The sequence below is a fragment of the Microbacterium laevaniformans genome (genome assembly GCF_016907555.1).
GTDB lineage: Bacteria > Actinomycetota > Actinomycetes > Actinomycetales > Microbacteriaceae > Microbacterium > Microbacterium laevaniformans.
This window is the reverse complement of record NZ_JAFBCE010000001.1, coordinates 1699527-1717886: the sequence shown is the minus strand read 5'-3', so window position 1 is coordinate 1717886 and position 18360 is coordinate 1699527. Positions and strand designations below refer to the sequence as shown.

12 protein-coding genes, 3 rRNA genes and 1 pseudogene are annotated in these 18360 nt (G+C 64.9%); 9 read left to right on the top strand and 7 right to left on the bottom strand.

Translation table 11 applies throughout. From position 1 onward, the window contains the following. Positions 1 to 61 precede the first annotated feature (61 nt). Positions 62 to 214 (top strand): hypothetical protein, encoded by a 153-nt coding sequence (locus JOE53_RS08105; RefSeq protein ID WP_259457147.1) that lies wholly within the window; start codon positions 62 to 64, stop codon positions 212 to 214. A 12-nt stretch (positions 215 to 226) separates the two neighbouring features. On the opposite strand, the gene JOE53_RS08100 is transcribed toward JOE53_RS08105, so the two are convergent. From JOE53_RS08100 to adhP, 3 genes are all read right to left on the bottom strand, one after another. Then, positions 227 to 1534 carry a DNA recombination protein RmuC gene (locus tag JOE53_RS08100; RefSeq protein ID WP_204947369.1) on the bottom strand — a complete coding sequence of 436 codons (1308 nt, stop codon included), beginning with the start codon at positions 1532 to 1534 and terminating at the stop codon, positions 227 to 229. 62 nt (positions 1535 to 1596) lie between these two features. After that, the gene (locus tag JOE53_RS08095) at positions 1597 to 2202 is read right to left on the bottom strand and encodes a 3'-5' exonuclease (RefSeq protein ID WP_204947368.1); all 606 of its coding nucleotides are present in this window, start codon (positions 2200 to 2202) and stop codon (positions 1597 to 1599) included. A 126-nt stretch (positions 2203 to 2328) separates the two neighbouring features. Beyond that, positions 2329 to 3396, bottom strand: a complete 1068-nt coding sequence (gene adhP / locus JOE53_RS08090; RefSeq protein ID WP_204947367.1) for an alcohol dehydrogenase AdhP — start codon at positions 3394 to 3396, stop codon at positions 2329 to 2331. 93 nt (positions 3397 to 3489) lie between these two features. Here adhP and JOE53_RS14725 point away from each other — a divergent pair, with 93 nt between their 5' ends. Both JOE53_RS14725 and JOE53_RS14720 read left to right on the top strand, forming a co-directional pair. Next, positions 3490 to 3834: a class I SAM-dependent methyltransferase gene (locus tag JOE53_RS14725; RefSeq protein ID WP_233449516.1), complete on the top strand. Its 345-nt coding sequence runs from the start codon at positions 3490 to 3492 to the stop codon at positions 3832 to 3834. Next, positions 3815 to 4108, top strand: coding sequence for a hypothetical protein (locus JOE53_RS14720; protein WP_233449515.1), 294 nt, complete (start codon positions 3815 to 3817; stop codon positions 4106 to 4108). The genes JOE53_RS14725 and JOE53_RS14720 overlap by 20 nt, the downstream gene beginning before the upstream one ends. A gap of 24 nt (positions 4109 to 4132) precedes the next feature. Here JOE53_RS14720 and JOE53_RS08080 read toward each other — a convergent pair whose 3' ends face one another. The 3 genes from JOE53_RS08080 to JOE53_RS08070 are packed head-to-tail and all read right to left on the bottom strand — an operon-like array spanning position 4133 to position 7802. Then, on the bottom strand, positions 4133 to 5179 hold the full coding sequence (locus JOE53_RS08080; RefSeq protein WP_204947366.1) for an ABC transporter ATP-binding protein: 1047 nt from the start codon (positions 5177 to 5179) through the stop codon (positions 4133 to 4135). Further along, the gene (locus JOE53_RS08075) at positions 5176 to 6705 is read right to left on the bottom strand and encodes an ABC transporter permease (protein WP_082784285.1); all 1530 of its coding nucleotides are present in this window, start codon (positions 6703 to 6705) and stop codon (positions 5176 to 5178) included. Before JOE53_RS08075 ends, JOE53_RS08080 begins: the two co-directional genes overlap by 4 nt. Before the next feature lie 38 nt (positions 6706 to 6743). Then, a complete protein-coding gene (locus JOE53_RS08070; protein WP_204947365.1) occupies positions 6744 to 7802 on the bottom strand; it encodes an iron ABC transporter substrate-binding protein in 1059 nt (352 codons plus the stop codon). 116 nt (positions 7803 to 7918) lie between these two features. Between JOE53_RS08070 and ychF the strand changes: the two genes are divergently transcribed. Next, positions 7919 to 8992, top strand: a complete 1074-nt coding sequence (ychF, locus tag JOE53_RS08065) for a redox-regulated ATPase YchF (protein ID WP_204947364.1) — start codon at positions 7919 to 7921, stop codon at positions 8990 to 8992. Between the two features lie 465 nt (positions 8993 to 9457). Here the strand turns inward: ychF and JOE53_RS08060 are convergent. After that, positions 9458 to 9934 (bottom strand): annotated as a pseudogene (locus JOE53_RS08060) (helix-turn-helix domain-containing protein); the annotation flags it as partial. An 812-nt stretch (positions 9935 to 10746) separates the two neighbouring features. Between JOE53_RS08060 and JOE53_RS08055 the strand changes: the two are divergent. From JOE53_RS08055 to JOE53_RS08035, 5 genes are all read left to right on the top strand, one after another. Then, positions 10747 to 12269: ribosomal RNA gene (locus tag JOE53_RS08055) — 16S ribosomal RNA — on the top strand. A 387-nt stretch (positions 12270 to 12656) separates the two neighbouring features. Beyond that, positions 12657 to 15763, top strand: a 23S ribosomal RNA gene (locus JOE53_RS08050). A 107-nt stretch (positions 15764 to 15870) separates the two neighbouring features. Continuing rightward, positions 15871 to 15987 (top strand): 5S ribosomal RNA (gene rrf / locus JOE53_RS08045). Together the 16S, 23S and 5S rRNA genes form the textbook arrangement of a ribosomal RNA operon. 72 nt (positions 15988 to 16059) lie before the next feature. Beyond that, a complete protein-coding gene (locus tag JOE53_RS14715; RefSeq protein ID WP_233449514.1) occupies positions 16060 to 17268 on the top strand; it encodes a hypothetical protein in 1209 nt (402 codons plus the stop codon). After that, entirely contained in the window at positions 17268 to 18305 is a 1038-nt protein-coding gene (locus JOE53_RS08035) for an HAD-IIA family hydrolase (protein WP_204947363.1), read from the top strand. The genes JOE53_RS14715 and JOE53_RS08035 overlap by 1 nt, the downstream gene beginning before the upstream one ends. The last annotated feature ends 55 nt before the right edge of the window (positions 18306 to 18360 follow it).

Sequence of the window (18360 nt, the reverse complement as noted above, 5' to 3'; positions counted from 1 at the left end):
CGTTTCCACGCAGTCCGGGGGTCACATGTCCGCAGCATCCAGCAGTCCCAGAACGGGTCAGGTGAGCGTTCCCGTGGACCCCGCACGCCGACCCGACGTGCTGTTGCGTCGCCGGATGCCGGAGGGTCACCAGGTCAGTGCGTGGTGGATGATCGGCGCGTTCGTCGCGGTCTCCCTGTCAGTTGTGGGGCTGCTCAACCTGTTTCCCGCCTGAGCGCGCCTCCGCTCACAGCCGGTCCCTGAGCGAGCCGAGATCGGCTGAGATGCCCGTTGCAGTTGCGTCGGCATCGGCGTCGGCGTCGGCGTCGGCCGAGTCCACCATCAGTTCCGGGGCGACGAGCTTTCGCGGTGTCTTCTCGATCGACGCGGGAGCAGCCGCGGCATCCAGCTTCGTCTCGTCGATCCCGGGAAACTTCCGCGCCGTCACGAGCACACGCGACTCGAGGGATCCGGTGAAGCGGTTATAGGTGTCGACCGTGCGCTCGATGGCGCGGCGGAGATCCTCGGCGTGCCCGGCGAGTCCCCCCAGCCGCTGATACAGCTCGGTTCCCAGCTCGAAGAGGCGGCGGGCCTCCGTGGAGACCTCCTGCTGGGTCCAGGTGTAGGCCACCGTCTTCAGGACGGCCCACAGGTTCACGGGAGAGGCGAGCGCCACACGCTGGCGGAACGCGTGATCGAGCAGCGTCGGATCCTCCTCGAGTGCGGTCGCGAGCAACGCCTCGTTCGGCAGGAAGCACACGACGAACTCGGGGCTCGAATCCAGTCCCGACCAGTACGACTTCTTGGCGAGGGCGTCGACATGGGCGCGGACGGCCCGCACATGACGTTGGAGCAGACCCGCACGACGGGTGGCCTCCTCGCCGGTCGCGGTGATCGCAATCGCCGAGGCTTCGATGTAGGCATCGAGAGGCACCTTGGCGTCGACCGCCAGCGACATGCCGCCCGGCAGGCGAACGATCATGTCGGGTCTACCGTCACCGGCGTGGGAAGTCACCGACGCTTGCAGATCGAAGTCGACGTAGCGGGTCAGCCCCGCTGATTCGACCACGCGCCGCAACTGCGTCTCACCCCAGACGCCGCGTGTGGCGTTGGAACGCAGGGCCCCCGCGAGGGACTCGGTGGTCGCCCGGAGCGCCTCATCGCTGGCGCGGGCCGCGCGCAGCTGCTCGGCGAGGGAGCCGTACTGACTCTGGCGATCGCGTTCGAGGTCGGTCACCTTCTGCTGCATCAGCTGGAGGGACTCCTGCACCGGCGCGAGCGCTCGAAGGACGAGCTGGTCACGTCGTTCACGTTCCTGCTGAGCGCTGAGATCGGCGCGGGCCTGGGCTCCGAGGTCGCGAGTGAGCGTACGCTCATGCTCCAGCTGCGCGCCGAGCGCGCGAGCCGACGTCTCCGCCGCCGCCAGGCGCGCCGACAGGTCTGCGGTCTCGCGTGCCGTGCGCTCCGCGGCGCGCGAGACCCCGGTGGTCCAGCCGCCGGCGGTGCCGACGACCAGGCACAGCGCTCCGACGACGATGAGGCTGAAGGCGTCCATGCCTCCAGGGTGGCGCACGCCACCGACATCCGTGGGCGCCGCGCGGTGCGGTGTGCGGCCGTTCAGCCGACCGCCGGGGCGACGGGCGCGAGCCGGTCGCTGCCGGCGAGCCGCGGGACGCGCACACCGAGCAGCATGGCGAGTTCGACGACGTCGTGCGCACCGGCGCGCGCCGCGGCGTCGATCATGATGTGCGCGCAGGCGAGCGCATCGGACGCGGCGTCGTGGTGGGCGAAGTCGAGGAATCCCGCGGCAGCGGCCACCGACGGCAGTCGATACGAGGCGAGGTCGTAGGTCTTGCGGGCGACCTGGAGACTGCACAGGTAGCGGTACGACGCGCACGCGGCATCCGTCGCCTCGCACGCGCGCCGCAGGACGCTCATGTCGAATCCGGCGTTGTGGGCCACGACGACGTCGTCGCCCACGAACCGGTCGAGGGCCGAAAGCTGGTCGATCCACGTCGGAGCATCCACGACGTCCTCCGGGCGGATGCCGTGGATGCCGATGTTCAGCTCGAAGAAGCGGTCGTGACCGGCCGGGGGTTTGATGAGCCAGCCCGCCGTCTCCACGACACGACCATCGCGCACACGAGTGAGACCGACCGCGCACGCCGAGGCGCTCGACGAGTTCGCGGTTTCGAAGTCGATCGCGGTGAAGTCGAGGGCCACCACTCAACTGTGCGCGTCGAGGCCACGTGGCATCGGCAGGCGCGCCGGGGGAGCGCACTGCGGACCCCGGCGCACGGCGGGGAGCGAACCTGCTGCGTTCGCTCCCCGCCGGCCGTCGTGCCCGGGTCAGTAGCGCATGACGATCCGACCGTCGATCTGGCCCTTCTCCATCCGCTCGAAGATGTCGTTGACGTCCTCGAGGCTCTCCACGTGCACGGTGGGGTGGATCTGACCGCGGGCATAGAAGTCGAGCGCTTCGATCATGTCCTGGCGCGTGCCGACGATCGATCCGCGGATCGTGATCGCGCGCAGGACGATGTCGAAGATGTCGGCGTCGAAGGTCCCGGGCGGCAGGCCGTTGAAGACGATGGTGGCTCCCCGCCGCACGACGCTGAGCGCCTGGTCGAAGGCTTTGGGATGCACCGCGGTGACGAGGACGCCGTGCGTTCCTCCCGTGTGCTCCGAGATGGCGGCGCCGGGATCGGCCTGCGCGGCGTTGACCGTGACCTCCGCGCCGTGGCGGCGAGCGAGTTCCAGCTTGGCGTCGTCGACATCCACGGCGGCAACCCGCATGCCCATCGCCCGCGCGTATTGCACCGCGATGTGGCCGAGCCCGCCGATGCCCGAGATGGTCACCCACTCGCCCGGTCGCACGCCGGTCATCTTCAGCCCCTTGTACACCGTGACCCCGGCGCAGAGGATCGGGGCGACCTCGACCGGGTCGGCGCCGTCGGGGATCCGCGCGGCGTACTTCTCATCGACGAGCATGAACTCGCCGAAGCTCCCGTCCACCGAGTATCCGCCGTTGTGCTGCGCGGGGCACAGCGTCTCCCATCCGGTGCGGCAGTACTCGCACGTTCCGCACGCCGACCACAGCCAGGCATTGCCGACCTTCTGGCCGACGGTGAGCGTCGTCACGCCGGGACCGAGCGCGACGACCTCGCCGTAGCCTTCGTGTCCGGGGATGAGATCGGCCTTCGGGGCGACCGGCCAATCGCCGCGCGCCGCGTGAAGGTCGGTGTGGCAGACGCCGCTGGTGATCACGCGCACGAGTGCCTGGCCGGGACCAGGGCGCGGGACCGGCACGTCGGAGACGATCAGCGGCTCGCCGGGCGCGGTGACCACCGCGGCGCGCATGGTCGTGGCGATCGCCTCGGTCGCGGCGGCATCAGGGGTGTCGGTCAGAGTCGTCATTGACATCACTTCCTCTCGGCGGAGCCGTTCCGCCAGATGTCTCGACGGTAGGAACGTCGAGGTTGCAACAGGTTGCAGGCGTAGGGTCGGCCCATGGCGACACGCGACGAGATGGCTGTCAGCTTCGGTTCGGCGGCGTGGGAGTACCAGGCGGGCCGGCCGTCGTACCCAGCGGCGGCCGTGGAGTGGTTACTGGCTCCGGCCGGTCAACATCCGCGTGTCGCGGATGTCGGGGCGGGTACCGGAAAGCTCACCGCCGCGCTGCTCGATGCGGGTTCCGACGTGATCGCCGTGGAACCGGATGCCGCGATGCTCGCCGCCCTGAGAGAGGCCCTTCCGGCCGTGGAGACGCTGATCGACTCCGCCGAACGCATGAAGCTTCGCGATGAGAGCGTCGACGCCGTCGTGTTGGGTCATCATGAAGGGCAGTCACGCTGAAGAGCTTCTGTCCGGCGCGGGGCCGGCCGTCGCCGCACCGTTCGGCGCGCTCGAGCATGAGAGCTGGCGATGGTCGCGACGACTGACGCGGTCAGAGCTCGCGGCCATGGTGCGCTCGCGCAGTTACGTCATCACCGCCACGCCCTCGGAGCGGGACCGCATCCTCGCCGAGGTCGAGGAGCTCTTCGCCGCGTCGTGTCACCGGGGTGAGGACGGGGTCGAGATCGTCGACCTGCCGTATCGCACCGAGGCGTTCCGCAGCATCCGCCGATGAGCGGGCGGACGCCGCGCCGAGGTGTCAAGCCGCGTAGACGACGGTGCCGCCGTCGACGGTGATCCGGACGTGGTCGCCGACGGCGGGCAGCGGCGACCCGACGGCGCGCAGCGGCACGCCGACCGTGGTGCCGTCGGCACAGGCGATCGTGGCGGTGGCCGTCGCGCCCACGACCGCGATGGCGATCACACGGGCAGGCGCCGCCCCGGCATCCGTCGTCAGCCTGAGCTGTGTCGGGCGCACCATGGCGACGCTCGTCGAGGCGCCGTCGGAGAAGTCGGCATCCACGGTGAGCGTGCCGAGCGGGCAGCGGAACCCACCGGTCGCGGTCTTCGCGCCCGCAAGCAGGACCGTGTCGCCGAGCAGACGCGCCACGGATGCGGAGACAGGACGCGAGAACACGTCCGCGCACACACCGGCCTGCTGCAGCCGTCCGTCGTCGAGGACGGCGACGGAGTGCCCGAAGGCGAGTGCCTCTTCGGGGTCGTGGGTCACGAGGACGCTCGTGACCTGCGCCCGCGTCAGCGCATCGACGACCTGTGTGCGCACCTGCGCGCGCAGTTCGGTGTCGAGCGCGCTGAAGGGCTCGTCGAGCAGAAGCACGCGCGGGTGCGGGGCGAGAGCGCGAGCGAGAGAGACGCGCTGCTGCTGACCCCCGGAGATCTCGTGGGGATAGCGCTCGAGGAGCTCGGGCTCGATGCCGGCGAGCGCTGCGGCGGCCGCGACCGCACCGGCGCGCTCGCCGCTCGCTGAGCCCCGGAGCCCGAAGGCGATGTTGCGTCGTGCGGTGAGGTGCGGGAAGAGAGCGCCGTCCTGCGCGACGTAGCCGATCCGTCGCCGATGCGGGGACAGGTGGCGTGTCGCCGTGGCGGCGACCTCGTCGCCCAGACGGATCTCGCCGGCCGCGATGCGCTCGAACCCGGCGATCGCGCGCAGCAGTGTGGACTTGCCGCTTCCCGACGGGCCCACGATCGCGAGTCTCTCCCCGTCGGGGACGGACAGGTGCACGCCGGCGAGTACGAGATCCCCACCGAGGCGCACACCGGCATCCGTGACCGTCAACGAGGTCATCGATCGCTCCGCCGTCGGGCATCGGCGAGAAGGAGGGCGACGCTCGGGACCGACAGCACGATGAGCATGATCGCATACGGGGCACCGGCGACGAAGTCGGCGTTCGAGGTCTCCGACCAGAACTGGGTGGCGAGGGTGCGCGTTCCGCTGGGTGCCAGCAGGAGGGTCGCCGTCAGCTCGTTCGCGCAGCCGAGGCCCACGAGGGCCAACGCCGCACCGAACGACGATGCCATCAGCGGCGCCGTCACCTCGACCGTCGCCGCGAACCGCGTGCGGCCGAGGGTCTGCGCTGCTTCCTCGAGGCGCGGGGGCACCTGCGCCAAGCCGCTGCGGAGGCTCACCAGTGCACGGGGGAGGAACACGATGACGTAGGCCGCGATGACGGTTGCGGGAGTCTGGTACAGCCCGGGCACGACGCGAAGAGTCACCGTGACCAGCGCGAGCGCGACGATGATCGTCGGCAGGCTGCTGGCCAGGTACATCGCGCCCTCGATGCCGCGGGCGAGGCGGCTGGGGTGCCGCACGCTCAACCAGGCGCAGGGGAGGGCGACGACGGTCGCGGCGAGCGCTCCGCCGCCCGACAGCAGAAGGGTCTGGGTGAGTGCCGGCAGCAGATGGATGCTCTGCCAGCCCTCGGGGCGCAGCGCCCACCGCAGCAGGCTCGCGCCGGGAATGCCGACGGCGAGGATCAGGATGCCGCTGAGCGCCGCCGTGACGGGGATCGCCGCCCGACCCAGCCGGTAGGGGACGGCGGGCCGCGCGGCGCCGCGTCCGATCCGCGCGTACCGCAGCCGACCGCGAGCGCTCGCTTCACCGACGAGCAGCACGAGGCAGAGGGCCGCGAGGACGACGCCGAGCGCGTTGGCTGCGGGGCCGGCGAAGCTGGACTGGAACTGGCTGACGATCGCCGTGGTGAAGGTGTCGAAGCGCAGCAGCGCGAAGGCGCCGTACTCGGCGAGCAGGTGGAGCGCGACGACGAGTCCGCCGCCGAGGATCGCCACGCGCAGTTGGGGGAGGACGACCCGCCAGAAGGTTGCGAGCGGACTGAGTCCGAGCGAGCGGGCCGACTCCTCGAGCGCCGGATCGAGGCGTCGCAGCGTGGCCAGGGCCGGGAGGTAGACGAGCGGATAGTAGGCGCCGACCGCGATCAGCACTCCACCGCCGAGTCCCTGAAGAGAGGGCACGGCGGAGATCCAGCCGTATCCGCCGACGAAGGCGGGCATCGCCAACGGGGAGGCGAGCGCGATCGCCCAGATCTTCCGGCCGGGCAGGGCCGTGCGTTCCACGGCCCAGGCCGCGCCGACGCCCACCGCGACGCACAGCGGCGCGGCGAGAACGAGCAGACCGAGGGTGTTGGCGAGCAGCTCGCCGACCCGGGGGCGGAACACCTGGGTGCTCAGCTGCGACCAGCCCTCCGAGATGGCGACCCACACGACGAAGCCGACGGGGACGAGCAGCAGCGCCGCCGCGATGACGGCGAGCGCCAGCAGCGGCACCGGCGTGGTGAGCACGCGGTGCCGCTGCACGGGTGGGCTGACCGCAGGGCGGTCGGCGGTGGCGAGGCTCAGATCAGCCCCGCGGCCGTCATGAGGTCGGTGACCTTCTTGCTGTTCAGCGTCGAGGGGTCGATCGCCGGCGGCTGCAGAGAGCTCAGCGGCGGCATAGCCGGGTTGGAGGCGACGTCGCTGCCGATCGCATACTCGAAGCTCGTGCCGTCGCGGAGAACCTGCTGTCCGTCCGGGCCGGTGATGAAGGCGAGGAACTGCTGCGCGGCGGCGGCGTCCTTGCTCGAGGCGAGCACTCCTCCGCCCGAAACGCTGACGAACGCCCCCGGGTCCTGGGGGCCGAAGTAGGCCAGTTTCGTGTTGGCGCTGTTCTCCTTCGTCTTGGACTGATCGATGAACCAGTAATAGTGGTAGATCACGCCGAGCGGGATCTCGCCGGCGTTGACGGCCTTCATGACGGTGCTGTTGCCCTTGTACGCAGAGGCGTTCTCTTTCATGGCGGTGAGCCACGCGGTCGTCGCGTCCTCGCCCTTCTCCTGCAGGATGGCGGAGACGATCGCCTGGAAGTCCGCTCCGGTGGGCGACGCCGCCCACCGTCCCTTCCACTCCGGCTTCTGCAAGTCCATGATCGATGTCGGCAGCTGGTCTGAGGAGATGAGTGACGGGTTGTAGACCATCACCGTCGACCGTGCTGCGATCCCTGTCCAATCGCCACTGGCGGGGCGGTACTGCGTGGGGACGTTTGCCAGCGTCGCGGCGTCGACCGGGGCGAGCAGCCCCGCGTTCTCGACGAGGGACATGGCGGGGGAGTTCTCGGTGAGGAAGACGTCGGCCGGTGAGGCGGACCCCTCCTGAACGATCTGGTTTCCGAGCTCGGAGTCGCTGCCGTTACGCAGAACCACCTCGATGCCGGTCTTCTTCGTGAAGGCGTCCGCCCACGCTTGGGTGAGTTCTTCGTGCTGCGCGTTGTAGACGGTGATCGACGTGCCGCTGAGGCTGGACGAATCCGTGGAGGAGGACGCGCCGGGCGCGGTGGAACCCGCGCAGGCGGACAGACCCAGCGCGGCGATGACGAGAACGGATGCCGCCGCGAGGCGGCGAGGGACAGTCACAGGCATAACGGCACTCTCTTTTGAAGATAGGTAACCCTTACTTTACTCGGGAGTCTGATGTGGTGACGAACCAGGGCGGCGCGGGAGAGGAGGGTGTGCTCAGCCCCGTAGACTTGACCCCCGTGGCTCTTACCATCGGAATCGTGGGTCTTCCCAATGTCGGCAAGTCGACTCTGTTCAACGCACTGACGAAGAACCAGGTGCTCGCTGCGAACTATCCGTTCGCGACGATCGAGCCGAACGTCGGAGTAGTGAACCTTCCCGATCCGCGGCTGGACAAGCTCGCTGAGGTCTTCGGCAGCGAGCGCACCCTTCCGGCCGCCGTCTCGTTCGTCGACATCGCGGGCATCGTGCGCGGCGCGAGCGAGGGCGAGGGCTTGGGAAACAAGTTCCTGGCGAACATTCGTGAAGCCGATGCCATCGCACAGGTGGTGCGCGGCTTCGCGGACTCCGACGTGGTGCACGTGGACGGCAAGGTCGACCCGGCATCCGACATGGAGACCATCAACGCCGAGCTCCAGCTCGCCGACCTCGAGACGCTCGAGAAGGCGATCGTCCGCTACGAGAAGGAAGTGCGCGGCAAGAAGCTCGACCCGGCCGTTCTCGAAGCCGCCGTCGCGGCGCGTGACGCACTGCAGCGCGGCGTGCTGCTCTCGGCATCCGGGATCGACCTCGCCCCTATCAAGGAGCTGGGCCTGCTCACCGCGAAGCCGTTCATCTTCGTCTTCAACGTCGATGAGGCGGTGTTGACGGATGCCGCCCGCAAGGCCGAGCTGGCCGCGCTCGTCGCGCCGGCGAAGGCGGTGTTCCTCGACGCGAAGATCGAGTCGGAGCTGATCGATCTCGACCCCGACGAGGCGGCGGAGCTGCTTGCCTCCACCGGGCAGGACGAGTCGGGCCTCGACCAGCTGGCGCGCATCGGTTTCGACACGCTCGGGCTGCAGACGTACTTGACGGCGGGTCCGAAGGAAGCGCGGGCGTGGACGATCGGCAAGGGGTGGAAGGCGCCGCAGGCCGCCGGGGTGATCCACACCGATTTCGAGAAGGGCTTCATCAAGGCCGAGGTGATCTCGTTCGACGACCTCGTCGCGCTCGGGTCTGTCGCCGAAGCGCGCGCGAAGGGCAAGGCGCGCCTGGAGGGCAAGGACTACGTCATGCAGGACGGCGACGTCGTGGAGTTCCGCTTCAACGTCTGACCCGGGACGGATCAACTGCGACGACACCGCCGCTGCCGGTCGTGAGCGCATGAACTCCGCCGCACCGGCGCCCGATGTCGGTCAGCCGCGCGCGGGAGTGACCTGGGCGCTCCTCGGCGGGTCCTCCCGAAGATTTCGGCGTGGGGGTGGCGGGTCGCGTTCGGGCTGGGTGCGCTCGCGGGAGTCATGACGTTGGTTCTCGCCCGACGGATGCCGAGCGAGCGAACGCGTCCTGCGGCGGCGGGGCTCGCGGATCTGTTTCGTGACGGCTGGCGACCGTTGTTGTGGGTCGTGCTGATGACGTCGGGTGGCACGGCGGCGTTCTACACGTTCACGGTGACGGTGCCGTCCGTGTCGCGTGAGGCGGCGTTCGCTGCCGGAGGGTCGGATGCCGAGCGCGCGAGCACGACGGCCATCCTCATCGCGATGATCGTCCTGATGCTGCTCCAGCCCGTGGGCGGCGAAGGCGCGCCAGCCGCCGCCATCAGGGATCCGGCCTTGCTTCTTGATGTCGACGTGGATCAGCTGGCCCGGTCTTGCGACCTCGTACCGCTTCGGCGTCGGCTTGCGGACTGGCAGCCCGGTGGCCTGATCGATGTTCACGAGCTTCGGCATCCCATACCTGGCCAGCACCCGGCCGACCGTCGAGCGGGCAAGGCCCAGGTGATACGCGATCCGGTGCGGACCCCACCGGCGGGTGAACCGCAACGACACGATCCTCCGTTCCGTCTTCCGCGGGAGCCGGTTCGGCGAGGTCTGCGGCCTGAAGCTGCGGTCCGTCAACGGCAGCCCGGCCCGATACCGGTCGACCCACCGTTTCGCCGTCGCGGGCGAGCACTGGAACCGTTCCGCTGCCCGCCGCAACGACCAGCCCCGATCCACGACGAGGACAGCAAGACGACGACGCCCTACCGGCGTCAAAGGCGCGTTAGCGTGAGACACGAAGACCTCCGTGGTCAGGATGCGAGTGTGGTAACCCACATCCTGCCCGGAGGTCTTCGCCTACCTCACCCGTTCACAACCTCCCGGGGAAGTACATCTAGGACTCGGAGCTACGGCGGTTCCGTCGTGCGGATGGCGCCGCAGATCACACACGACCATGCGACGAGGAATCGCTCGTCGTCCAGAATCTCGAAACCGAGGCGGTCGCCGCACAGAGGGCACCGTGGGCCTGCATCGGGGAGCATGCGCATGGAGGCAGTATCTCGCCGGAAGGAAGGAGGTGGTCAGGTAGCCTGGCAGCGCGACACGCCCGGGACGCGGGTGTGATTTGCTCGATGGTGTCGTGGCGCGTAAGTTATTACTTGTTCGCCCCACAGGGAAGAGCGAAGGGCCGGAAGGTCTTGCCCCCTCAAGTGGAGAACGTAATCCCGTCCCGAACCTCTCGGTAGAGAGAAGAAGGCTTCTGGTCTAGGATGGGAATCCTCTCGCGGAGGACGTCGTCGGTCGCCACTGTGGATCTGAGATCCCGAAGCGCCGACTTGACAAGCTGCGCGAGATGGATAAGATTGTGAAGTTGCCCTGCGGGCGAGGCTGGAAGGCTGAGCTGCGGGAGCGTCCGATCCTTGAGAACTCAACAGCGTGCACTTGTCAAATGCCAAATTACCTCGTCCCTGCCTTTTGGTGGGGTGAGATTCCTTTGGATCAAGTCCGGCACTTTGGTGTCGGCATTATGGATTGTCAGTGATGGCATCCTTTTGGTCAGTTTCGAACTCGCTGCATTGTCGTTTTCCCGATGGTGTATGCATTTTTTCTTTTTGGAGAGTTTGATCCTGGCTCAGGATGAACGCTGGCGGCGTGCTTAACACATGCAAGTCGAACGGTGAAGCCCAGCTTGCTGGGTGGATCAGTGGCGAACGGGTGAGTAACACGTGAGCAATCTGCCCCTGACTCTGGGATAAGCGCTGGAAACGGCGTCTAATACTGGATACGAACCGTGGAGGCATCTTCAACGGTTGGAAAGATTTTTTGGTCAGGGATGAGCTCGCGGCCTATCAGCTTGTTGGTGAGGTAATGGCTCACCAAGGCGTCGACGGGTAGCCGGCCTGAGAGGGTGACCGGCCACACTGGGACTGAGACACGGCCCAGACTCCTACGGGAGGCAGCAGTGGGGAATATTGCACAATGGGCGCAAGCCTGATGCAGCAACGCCGCGTGAGGGATGACGGCCTTCGGGTTGTAAACCTCTTTTAGCAGGGAAGAAGCGAAAGTGACGGTACCTGCAGAAAAAGCGCCGGCTAACTACGTGCCAGCAGCCGCGGTAATACGTAGGGCGCAAGCGTTATCCGGAATTATTGGGCGTAAAGAGCTCGTAGGCGGTTTGTCGCGTCTGCTGTGAAATCCCGAGGCTCAACTTCGGGTCTGCAGTGGGTACGGGCAGACTAGAGTGCGGTAGGGGAGATTGGAATTCCTGGTGTAGCGGTGGAATGCGCAGATATCAGGAGGAACACCGATGGCGAAGGCAGATCTCTGGGCCGTAACTGACGCTGAGGAGCGAAAGGGTGGGGAGCAAACAGGCTTAGATACCCTGGTAGTCCACCCCGTAAACGTTGGGAACTAGTTGTGGGGTCCATTCCACGGATTCCGTGACGCAGCTAACGCATTAAGTTCCCCGCCTGGGGAGTACGGCCGCAAGGCTAAAACTCAAAGGAATTGACGGGGACCCGCACAAGCGGCGGAGCATGCGGATTAATTCGATGCAACGCGAAGAACCTTACCAAGGCTTGACATATACGAGAACGCTGCAGAAATGTAGAACTCTTTGGACACTCGTAAACAGGTGGTGCATGGTTGTCGTCAGCTCGTGTCGTGAGATGTTGGGTTAAGTCCCGCAACGAGCGCAACCCTCGTTCTATGTTGCCAGCACGTAATGGTGGGAACTCATGGGATACTGCCGGGGTCAACTCGGAGGAAGGTGGGGATGACGTCAAATCATCATGCCCCTTATGTCTTGGGCTTCACGCATGCTACAATGGCCGGTACAAAGGGCTGCAATACCGTGAGGTGGAGCGAATCCCAAAAAGCCGGTCCCAGTTCGGATTGAGGTCTGCAACTCGACCTCATGAAGTCGGAGTCGCTAGTAATCGCAGATCAGCAACGCTGCGGTGAATACGTTCCCGGGTCTTGTACACACCGCCCGTCAAGTCATGAAAGTCGGTAACACCTGAAGCCGGTGGCCCAACCCTTGTGGAGGGAGCCGTCGAAGGTGGGATCGGTAATTAGGACTAAGTCGTAACAAGGTAGCCGTACCGGAAGGTGCGGCTGGATCACCTCCTTTCTAAGGAGCACTGCGCTCTTCGGAGTGACAGAGCCCTGATCAGAGCGAATGTCTCTGCAGGGAGCTCATGGGTGGAACATTTGATGGGGTGTCGGGGATTGAGTTTCTGGTGAGTACGGCCTTCGGGTTGGGAAAGCTGGGGGTGATTGCGTCGGCACATGCACGCTGTTGGGTCCTGAGGGACCGGATGCGCTTTCATCTTCGGATGGGGAGCAGACGAACCTCAGGACTCTTTCTGTTGCCGGCTGGTGCTGGTGCGGGGAGGGTACCGCCCGTACTTTGAGAACTACACAGTGGACGCGAGCATCTTCGAGATGATTTTTCATCTCGTGAAGATGATCTTAAAGATCATTAGTCAATTTTGATTGACGATTCGAACTCATGTGATTTCAAGTCTTTAAGAGCAAACGGTGGATGCCTTGGCATCTGGAGCCGAAGAAGGACGTAGCAATCTGCGATAAGCCTCGGGGAACTGATAAGCAAGTTTTGATCCGAGGGTGTCCGAATGGGGAAACCCCGCCAGGGCGCGTGCGTACCTGGTGACTCCCGCCTGAATATATAGGGCGGGTAGAGGGAACGTGGGGAAGTGAAACATCTCAGTACCCACAGGAAGAGAAAGCAACCGCGATTCCGTTAGTAGTGGCGAGCGAAACCGGAACAGGCTAAACCTAGCGTGTGTGATAGCCGGCAGGCGTTGCACGTTGGGGGTTGTGGGACTTTTCAGACATGTCTGCCGATGTGTCGGCGTTACAAGAAGGTATAGACGAACCGCATTGAAAGGCGGGTCATAGAGGGTGCCAACCCCGTAGTCGAAATGCTTCTCTTGGCGCGAAGAGTATCCCAAGTAGCACGGGGCCCGAGAAATCCCGTGTGAATCTGTCAGGACCATCTGATAAGCCTAAATACTCCCAGATGACCGATAGCGGACAAGTACCGTGAGGGAAAGGTGAAAAGTACCCCGGGAGGGGAGTGAAATAGTACCTGAAACCGTTTGCTTACAAACCGTTGGAGCCTCCTTAGTAGGGGTGACAGCGTGCCTTTTGAAGAATGAGCCTGCGAGTTAGCGATACGTGGCGAGGTTAACCCGTGTGGGGTAGCCGTAGCGAAAGCGAGTCTGAATAGGGCGATTCAGTCGCGTGTCCTAGACCCGAAGCGAAGTGATCTATCCATGGCCAGGCTGAAGCGACGGTAAGACGTCGTGGAGGGCCGAACCCACTTAGGTTGAAAACTGAGGGGATGAGCTGTGGATAGGGGTGAAAGGCCAATCAAACTTCGTGATAGCTGGTTCTCTCCGAAATGCATTTAGGTGCAGCGTTGCGTGTTTCTTGCCGGAGGTAGAGCTACTGGATGGCCGATGGGCCCTACAAGGTTACTGACGTCAGCCAAACTCCGAATGCCGGTAAGTGAGAGCGCAGCAGTGAGACTGTGGGGGATAAGCTTCATAGTCGAGAGGGAAACAACCCAGACCACCAACTAAGGTCCCAAAGCGCGTGCTAAGTGGGAAAGGATGTGGAGTTGCCTTGACAACCAGGAGGTTGGCTTAGAAGCAGCCACCCTTGAAAGAGTGCGTAATAGCTCACTGGTCAAGTGATTCCGCGCCGACAATGTAACGGGGCTCAAGCACGCCACCGAAGTTGTGGCATTGACATTTTTGGTAGGCCTTCGTGGTCCAGCCGTGTTGATGGGTAGGAGAGCGTCGTGTGGCCAGCGAAGCGGCGGTGTGAACCAGCCGTGGAGGCTACACGAGTGAGAATGCAGGCATGAGTAGCGAAAGACGTGTGAGAAACACGTCCTCCGAAAGACCAAGGGTTCCAGGGTCAAGCTAATCTTCCCTGGGTAAGTCGGGACCTAAGGCGAGGCCGACAGGCGTAGTCGATGGACAACGGGTTGATATTCCCGTACCGGCGAAGAACCGCCCAAGCTAATCCAGTGGTGCTAAGTGCCCGAATCCTGTCGTATCGATCCCTTCGGGGTGAGAGCTTCAGGGCTAGCGCACGACCCCATGCTGGTGCGGTTAGCGTATTAACAGGTGTGACGCAGGAAGGTAGCCCAAGCCAGGCGATGGTTGTCCTGGTGCAAGTGCGTAGGCCGAGTCATAGGCAAATCCGTGACTCGTTACGGCTGAGACACGATGCGGATAAAAAGTGGGTGATCCTATGCTGCCAAGAAAAGCATCGACGCGAGGTTCTAGCTGCCCGTACCCCAAACCGACTCAGGTGGTCAGGTAGAGAATACCAAGGAGATCGAGAGAATCGTGGTTAAGGAACTCGGCAAAATGCCCCCGTAACTTCGGGAGAAGGGGGGCCATCCGCTTATATGAGCTTGCCTCAAAAAGGGTGTGGTGGCCGCAGAGACTAGTGGGTAGCGACTGTTTATTAAAAACACAGGTCCGTGCCAAGTCGCAAGACGATGTATACGGACTGACGCCTGCCCGGTGCTGGAAGGTTAAGAGGACCGGTTAGCCGCAAGGCGAAGCTGAGAATTTAAGCCCCAGTAAACGGCGGTGGTAACTATAACCATCCTAAGGTAGCGAAATTCCTTGTCGGGTAAGTTCCGACCTGCACGAATGGCGTAACGACTTCCCAACTGTCTCAACCGCGAACTCGGCGAAATTGCACTACGAGTAAAGATGCTCGTTACGCGCAGCAGGACGGAAAGACCCCGTGACCTTTACTACAGCTTGGTATTGGTGTTCGGTGTGGCTTGTGTAGGATAGGTGGGAGACTGTGAAGCGGTGACGCTAGTTACCGTGGAGTCGTTGTTGAAATACCACTCTGGTCACTCTGGATATCTAACTTCGAACCGTGATCCGGTTCAGGGACAGTGCCTGGTGGGTAGTTTAACTGGGGCGGTTGCCTCCCAAAAAGTAACGGAGGCGCCCAAAGGTTCCCTCAACCTGGTTGGCAATCAGGTGGCGAGTGTAAGTGCACAAGGGAGCTTGACTGTGAGACTGACAGGTCGAGCAGGGACGAAAGTCGGGACTAGTGATCCGGCAGTGGCTTGTGGAAGCGCTGTCGCTCAACGGATAAAAGGTACCTCGGGGATAACAGGCTGATCTTGCCCAAGAGTCCATATCGACGGCATGGTTTGGCACCTCGATGTCGGCTCGTCGCATCCTGGGGCTGGAGTAGGTCCCAAGGGTTGGGCTGTTCGCCCATTAAAGCGGTACGCGAGCTGGGTTTAGAACGTCGTGAGACAGTTCGGTCCCTATCCGCTGCGCGCGTAGGAAATTTGAGAGGATCTGACCCTAGTACGAGAGGACCGGGTTGGACGAACCTCTGGTGTGCCAGTTGTTCCGCCAGGAGCACCGCTGGTTAGCTACGTTCGGGATGGATAACCGCTGAAAGCATCTAAGCGGGAAGCCGGCCTCAAGATGAGATTTCCATACCTTCGGGTGAGAGGCTCCCAGCCAGACTACTGGGTTGATAGGCCGGATGTGGAAGCGTGGCAACACGTGAAGCTGACCGGTACTAATAAGCCGATGACTTGATAACACACCGTTTTGGTGCTTGCGTCCACTGAGTGGTTCTCGATGTACGGTCGAGAACACACACAAACATCATTTTTGATCGTTGTGTGCTTGATGAAACATCAATAGTGTTTCGGCGGCCATAGCGTGAGGGAAACGCCCGGTCACATTCCGAACCCGGAAGCTAAGCCTCACAGCGCCGATGGTACTGCAGGGGGGACCCTGTGGGAGAGTAGGACACCGCCGGACTTCTTTTCAGGAAATGGCCACCCAACGCTGGGTGGCCATTTCCCGTTAACACGACTGAAAGGAACTCCTTCGATGGCACAGGAGCGCGATCCCGAGAACCCGGATGCGACACCCGAGCGCCGCCGGAGGTCTTCCGATGGAACCTCGTCGGCACGATCGGGCGCTGGCCCTCGCGACGGCCAGCGTCCGCGCGATGGTGAGCGTAAGCCGTACGTCAAGCGTGACGGTGAGCGTAAGCCGTACGTGAAGCGTGACGGTGAGCGTAAGCCGTACGTGAAGCGTGACGGTGAGCGTAAGCCGTATTCGCCTCGCGATGGTGAGCGCAAGCCGTACGCTCCTCGCGATGGTGAGCGTAGGCCCTACGTGAAGCGCGATGGCGAGCGGAAGTCGTTCGCTCCTCGCGACGGCGAGCGTAAGCCGTACGTGAAGCGCGACGGTGAGCGTAAGCCTTACGCACAGCGCGATGGCGAGCGCAAGTCTTACGCACAGCGCGGTGGCGATCGAACCTCCCGTGTGCCCGGTCGCAGTTCCCGGCCGCCGCAGGGCTCGGAGCGTCGCACGGGCCCCACGGGGCCGCAGCTGCCCGACGATGTCACACCCCAGGACCTGCCGGCGTCCGCGCGCAATGAGCTCAAGACGCTGTCGAAGGAGAACGCCGAACAGGTCGCCCGTCATCTGGCCATGGCGGCGCGCCTCATCGACGATGACCCCGAGCGCGCACACGCGCACGCCCTCGCCGCGTCCCGTAGCGCCGGCCGTATCGCCATCGTGCGGGAGACTGTGGCGATCACCGCGTACGCGCTGGGCGACTTCGCTCTCGCCGTGCGCGAACTGCGCACATATCGCCGCATCTCCGGCCGTGACGACCAGATCGCTCTCCTCGTCGACAGTGAGCGCGGGGTCGGCCGGCCCGATCGCGCCCTCGAGGTGGGGCGCGCGGTGGATCGCTCCACGTTGACGACGGACGTCCGGGTCGAGCTGGCGATCGCCATGTCGGGCGCGCGGCTCGATCTCGGCGAGACTGAACGCGCACTCAGCGAATTGGACATCCCGGAGCTGGATCCCGATCGGGCCTTCTCGTGGAGTCCGGGTCTGTTCGCCGCCCGCGCCGCGGTGCTCGAAGAGCTCGGGCGCCTCGACGAGGCCCAGCAGTGGCAGCGACGCGCCGAGGTGGCCGCGGAGGCTATCGGCGCCGTCGATGCGGATCTCGAGGTGATCGAGGTCGACGAGATCGACGAGATCGACGAAGCCTCCTCTCCGGTGGAGGAGGTGACCGACTGATGGCGCTGTTCTCGAAGCGCACGGCGCCGACTCCGCTCGACGGTGTCGATGTGGTGCTCGCAGACCTCGACGGGGTCGTCTACGCCGGTCCGGGCGCCCTCCCGTATGCCGTCGACAGTCTGAATGCCGCCGCCGCCTCGCGACGTCTGGGGTACATCACCAACAACGCGTCGCGCCGGGATGCCGTCGTGGCGGAGCACCTCCGCGCTCTCGGACTGACATCGACACGTGCCGAAGACGTGGTGACCAGTCCGCAGGCTGCGATGCGGTTGCTACGTGGGCGCGTAGCTCCGGGTTCGACGATCCTCGTCGTCGGGGGAGACGGACTCGTGTTCGAGATCGAGAAGGCGGGCTATGTCGTGACCCGCAGCGCCGACGACGCGCCCGCTGCCGTCGTCCAGGGGTTCGCACCCCAGGTGGGGTGGGAGCAGCTCGCCGAGGCTGCATACGCCCTGGCCACACCGGAGGATTCCGGGGGCATCCCATGGATCGCGACGAACACGGATTGGACGATCCCACAGGCACGTGGGATCGCGCCGGGCAACGGCACGCTCGTTTCCGCCGTGCACACGGCCGTCGGCCGGCTTGCCGTCGTCGCCGGCAAGCCCGAGCGTCCGATCTTCGATGAGGCGGTCGACCGCTTCGGTGCGCACAGGGCGCTCTTCATCGGCGACCGGCTCGACACCGACATCGCCGGCGCTCAGGCAGCCGGCCTCGCCTCGGTGCTGGTACTGACCGGGATCGACCGACCCAAGCACGTGCTCGCCGCTCCGCCGACGGCGCGGCCCACCTTCATCCTCGGCGATCTGCGGGAGTTGCACGAGGAGTACCCGGAGACGGTCGTCCAGGGAGAGGTGACCTCCGTCCGTGATGCGGCCGTGCGGATCGACGGCGCCGACATCCACGTCGTGTCGGAAGGGTCCCGTCCGATCGATCTCGTACGCGCGGGCGCCGCAGCCATCTGGGCCACCGGGCGCGCCATCTACGGGTTCCGCGTGCCAGAGCGGCTGTACGCGGATCCCTTCCACCGCCCGTGAACTTCTGTTCTCACTGACCGCGCCGAGAAGGCCCGTGCACGCTCGCGGAAAGTCG